This is a genomic window from Pseudoduganella ginsengisoli (assembly GCF_009720865.1).
In the GTDB taxonomy this organism is placed as follows: domain Bacteria; phylum Pseudomonadota; class Gammaproteobacteria; order Burkholderiales; family Burkholderiaceae_D; genus Rugamonas; species Rugamonas ginsengisoli.
Map to the genome: position 1 here is coordinate 1 of NZ_WNLA01000057.1, position 4,767 is coordinate 4,767.

The window sequence follows — 4,767 nt, forward strand, 5'->3', positions numbered from 1 at the left end:
TATACCATCAGCGCCAGCGTGGGCGCCGCCGATGATGCGGGCGATACGCCGCAAACGGCGGTTGCACTGACGCCGGGAACGCCGTTGAGCGGCAAGCTCGAAGTCGCTGTCGACAAGGATATTCGCGCCGCGCGGCAAACAGCAGCTGCCCGGCCGGCAGATCCAGCGCCCGCACGCCTGCGGACCAGGCAGGCAATTCCAGGAACAGGCGGCGCAGTGCGTGCGCATCGGCTGCAGCCGGGCCGCAGCCGAGGCTCGGCGCGGCTGCAGCGGCCACCGGGACATCCGGCGCTGCGCCATGCACTTCGTCAAACGTAAACACTGGCTCGTCCGCCGCAACATGCGCATCGGCGCCGGACGCCTGCGATTCAGACGCCAGCACAGCTTCGCCCGCACCAGCGCGAACTTGCGCGCCGGGCATGTCCGCTTGCCGCGCCCGCAATACCTGCGCGTAATCAACGGCATCAGCCAGATCCACCGGCACGCAGTCATCGACTGTCAGCCCGAACCGCGTGTACAGCAATTCATTGAGCCCGGCCCGGAACGCGTGCCACTCGTCCAGCGTGGTGCAGGCTGGTAAATCCAGCGTACCCTGCGCCAGCGCATCGCGCACCGCCGCAGCCACGGCGCCGTGCAACGCATCGATGGCCAGCGCGTCGCCCGCTTCGCTGAACAGGAACAAGTCAAAGCGCTGCTGCGCCACGCGGGGATCGCTGGCATCGGCCAGGTAGCGCAGCCGCAAGCCGATTTCCGGCGCAGCCGCAAATGGGGCAAAGGCAGTTTCATAGGGACCAGGATGGTAGGCATACGCGCTTTCATCGCGGCCCTTGCGGCTGTACGGCGCGCGGCGGGCCTGGCCTGCCGCGCTGAAGACCAGCTCCACGCATCCGGATGGCAGCCGCGCCGCCCGGCCAAGCCGCAGCGCCACCAGCGCAGTCCCCAGCTGCGCCACCTGCGCCGCCTGCACCGCGCTGTTACCGATGCCGAACATGGTCACCGGCACGGTTCAATGGCAAACGTCGCGCCATACAGCTGGAAGTGCGCCATCGGCGCCAGCTCGGATGTCCACGGGCGCTCGCACTCGCCATCATCATCAAGGCGCCCTTGCAGCAAGATCGCGCCGCCGCCATCGACCACGCGCAGCAGCGGGCGTTCGCGCAACAGGCGCTGCGCGAATGGCGCCTGCGCATCCAGTTTCAAGACCAGCTGCCAGCCCGGCCCGCCGTCCGCCACGAAATGCAGCGCCCAATGGCCGTCATCCGTCACCAGTTCTTCCAGTTCGGCAGTATCGGCGGCCGCGCGCAGCATGCCGCTGCTTTTGAACCATTGCGCATCGTTGGCGGCCTGCGGCGCGGCACGGCGCTGCAAGGCCAAATGCTTAAAACGCCGCAACGTCAGCGGCGAGCCTTGCAGCGCACTGCGTTCGGACGGCGCCAGCGGGCGGCTGCCGTCCAGCGCTGCCAGCAGCACCGCGTCCGCCAGCACCAGCCGGTCGCCCGGCACGGCGCGCGCCAGCAGCGCTTGCGCCAGTACTTTATGTTCACTCATCTCGTCCCTTTCCTGTCACGCCGTCAGCGGCCGCTTGCGCCAGTTGCGCCATCGCTTCATTGCGCCGCTTGCGCAAGGTCGGCATGGAAATGCCGTCCAGCGCAGCCAGCTGGCGCAATGACGGCAATTCGCCAGTGGCGGCATCGAGCCATGCGTCCGGATAGCTGTCGTCGCGCGGCCCCAGCAGCGCGTGGTAGACGGCCAGCCTGACCGGCAGCGACACGCCGGCCAATATCGCGGCGACTTGCCCTGCCCCATGCAATGCCGCTTCACCAACAAAGCCGGGGGACAGGGAAACGTCATCGTCTTGAATGGCGGCGGCTTCCATGACGGGTTCATCGTCATCGCTGTCATCATCATGCTGGAAATGGTGGCCGGGCGGCGCCAGCAAGCAGTCCAGCAAATCGGGTTCCGGCGGCTCCGGCAATTCCCCGCCGCTGTCCACGGCGCCCGCCGCTTCAGCCGCTTCCGACTGCGCCACGACGCGCCAATAATCTTCCAGCCACAGCGCCGCCTCTTCTTCATCGCTGCGTACCTGTCCCAGCGCATCCCGGTTGGCCGACAGCGCTTCATACTCGCCGATTTCCTCCAGCATGGCGGCAATGGTCTCCGGCTGGTTTTTCAGGCTGGCGAAGCGTTTGGACTTCGTGTGCAATGGCCCGGGATTGCCCGTGTGGCGCTCCAAGGTCTCGCTCCACCGTATCACCCACGCGGCGCGGCAATCGGCAATGGTCTGCATCTGGCGCGCTTCAATCGGCATGCCGCGGGGCGCGCGGCCCAGGATGTCGGCCACTTGCGCTTCGCAGTGGCGCCAGTTGGCAAAGATGCGGGCAATTTCACTGTACGCCATATCCAGCATGCGGTACGTGTAGATGCGGTTCGGCGAACACGGACGGCCGGTGGCGGCCGTGCAGGCATCCGCGTCAGCCTTGTCCCGCAACACGGCATACATGTCGTTGGCTTTCTTGCGCAGCATGGCGCTGCCGCCGCCGTGCTGCCAGAATGCGCCTTGCTTCGCATGCTCCGCCGCCACGGCTGCGCACAGGCTGTCCCACATGGACGGCTGCGCGCGCAATTCAAACAGCAGCGAGCACGCCAGCTCCCCTGCGGTTTCGCCATAGCTGTTGCCCGGCAAGGCGGCTTGCGCGTGGTAGCGGGGGTCGCGCAATTGCACGGCCATCGCGTCCAGATAATCATCGAGCACTTCATTGAGCACTTCCGGCCGGCGCGCGGCATCGAGCAGCGCCTCCACCGGCAATGCACCGAACACGGCCAGCGAACAGCGGCCCAGCAGCTTGCGCACGTGTTCCCATCCATGTTCCTGATAGCGTGTTCCCGGCAACCGCATGACCTGTCCTTGCGTCCGGCCGGACTGCGCACAACGCGCAGACTTCGGCGGAGTCTGCACGATGATGCCATGTTTGCATGCCGGTCATTGCCGCGGATACGAAGGTTTTTTGCCTTCTGTTCCAGCGATACGGCTGAGGTCAGCCAGCAGCGCGGCCATCACGGGCGCCGCATGCTCGCCGCCGCTGGCTTCGGAATGGCTGACAAATAATGCAAATGCGAGGCGGTGCGGCTGCCCCTGCAACGTATCGGGCTCCAGCCAGCCGGTGAACCACACGGTGGCCGTCCCCTCGCCGGTGGGCGCCGTGCCGGTCTTGCCATACAGGCCACGCCGCACGCCGGCCAGCGCCGGGCCGCCAAAGGCGCCGGCCGCCGTGCCGCTGTCGATCACCCCTTTCATGCCGGCGCGGATGCGGTCCAGCCGCACATCGAGCGCCGCCAATGGCGCCGTTTGGGCCATGCGGCCATTCAGTGTTTGCAACAGCCGGGGCGCCACCGCCGCCCCTTCGCCGATGGCGCCCGACACCACCGCCATTTGCAGCGGCGTCGCCTGCATGCGCAAACCGATGGCCATTTGCCGCACTTCGTGCCGGGTTTGCACAGGATCGATGTGCGACGGCACCGATTGCAGCGCGTCGTAAGCGGACCATGGGAATTGCGGCGGCAGCAAGCCGCCATCGAGCCGCATGGCCGCGCCAAAGCCGACCTTGCGCGCGGCCGCCATCACGGGCCGCACACCATCGAGCGCGCCCGGCTCCAGCGGCAGCACGTCGGGCATGCCCCCGTCCGGCATGCCCAGCAAGCTGCGGTCGCTCCATTCCGCGGCCCACGCAAACCACGTGTTCTGGCTGTATGCCAACGCCTGCCGCAATCCCAGACGGCCATCCTGCGCCCGGTGTTCCAGCCCCTGTTCGTGATAATTGGTAATCCGGGCGCGCCCGCTGGCAGGATACGCGGGGGCCGCCGTGCCAAAGTCATAGCCCCGCGCATGGGCCATGCGGTTGATGTCGGCGGGCGCCATGCCGTCCAGCAGCCCATCGAGCTGGCGGTCGCCGCGCGCGGCCAGTTCCAGTCCCAGCGCGCTGACGACCTTGAACGTGGAACCCGGACTGCGGTGCACGCCGCCGTCATGCTGCCAGGCCGGAATGCGCAGAGGGCTGCGCGCGGGGTTGGCGCGGTCGAAGGCACGCACTTCCGGCCAGTTGAACGCGCCTGCCGGGGCATTGCCCGCCCCCGCCGCCGCCAGGATGTCGCCGCTGTGCGCATCGAGCAGCACCAGCCCAGCCTGGCGGCTGGACGGCGGCGCTGTCCCGCCATGGCATGCACCGCCATCCCAGCGTCCGCGCTGCCATGCCACGCATTCCAGGATGCGCTGCGCCCTTTGCTGCAATGGCAAGTCCAGCGTCAGCATGGCCGTTTGCGGTCCGCCACCAGGTACACGGGCCAGCATGCCGGCCACGCCGGACGCGTGTTCCGGCGCCACCCCCAGCATGGCGGACAGCCCTGCTGCACGCGCTTCGCGCACCGTGGCGCCATCGGCCCACAGCAGTGCGCCATAACGGTCCAATACCCGCACTGGCTGCGGGCGGGCTGGCGCCGCATGCGACAGCCCGGATGCGGCGCCGCCGCCTTCCAGCGCGCGCCACACCGGCTTGCCCTGCTCAATATAGACATGCCGATAGCGCGCATCGCCCGCCGCCACGGCCGCCGGCAGCGGACGCACCGCCACCGTGACGGGACCCGCGCCTTCCGGCTCCAGCAGCCATTCCGTCACATCGTCCGGCGCCGCACAGCCATTGCCAGTGCAGGCGTCGCGCCGCGCCGCCACGCGGGCGCCCCGGACCGCATCGACGCGGCCCGCCAGCATCAAGA

The 4,767-nt window shown here is 68.3% G+C and carries 4 protein-coding genes; all 4 read right to left on the reverse strand.

All coding sequences use genetic code 11. The features are described from left to right. Positions 1-7: 7 nt before the first annotated feature. Positions 8-991: a hypothetical protein gene (locus GM668_RS30125; protein WP_155442669.1), complete on the reverse strand. Its 984-nt coding sequence runs from the start codon at positions 989-991 to the stop codon at positions 8-10. Positions 992-993: 2 nt separating this feature from the next. Next, positions 994-1,548, reverse strand: a complete 555-nt coding sequence (locus GM668_RS30130; RefSeq protein WP_155442670.1) for a hypothetical protein — start codon at positions 1,546-1,548, stop codon at positions 994-996. Next, positions 1,541-2,896, reverse strand: coding sequence for a hypothetical protein (locus GM668_RS30135; protein WP_155442671.1), 1,356 nt, complete (start codon positions 2,894-2,896; stop codon positions 1,541-1,543). Before GM668_RS30135 ends, GM668_RS30130 begins: the two co-directional genes overlap by 8 nt. Positions 2,897-2,980: 84 nt before the next feature. Beyond that, a partial coding sequence (locus GM668_RS30140; protein ID WP_260115638.1) for a penicillin-binding transpeptidase domain-containing protein occupies positions 2,981-4,767 on the reverse strand: 1,787 nt, incomplete at its 5' end.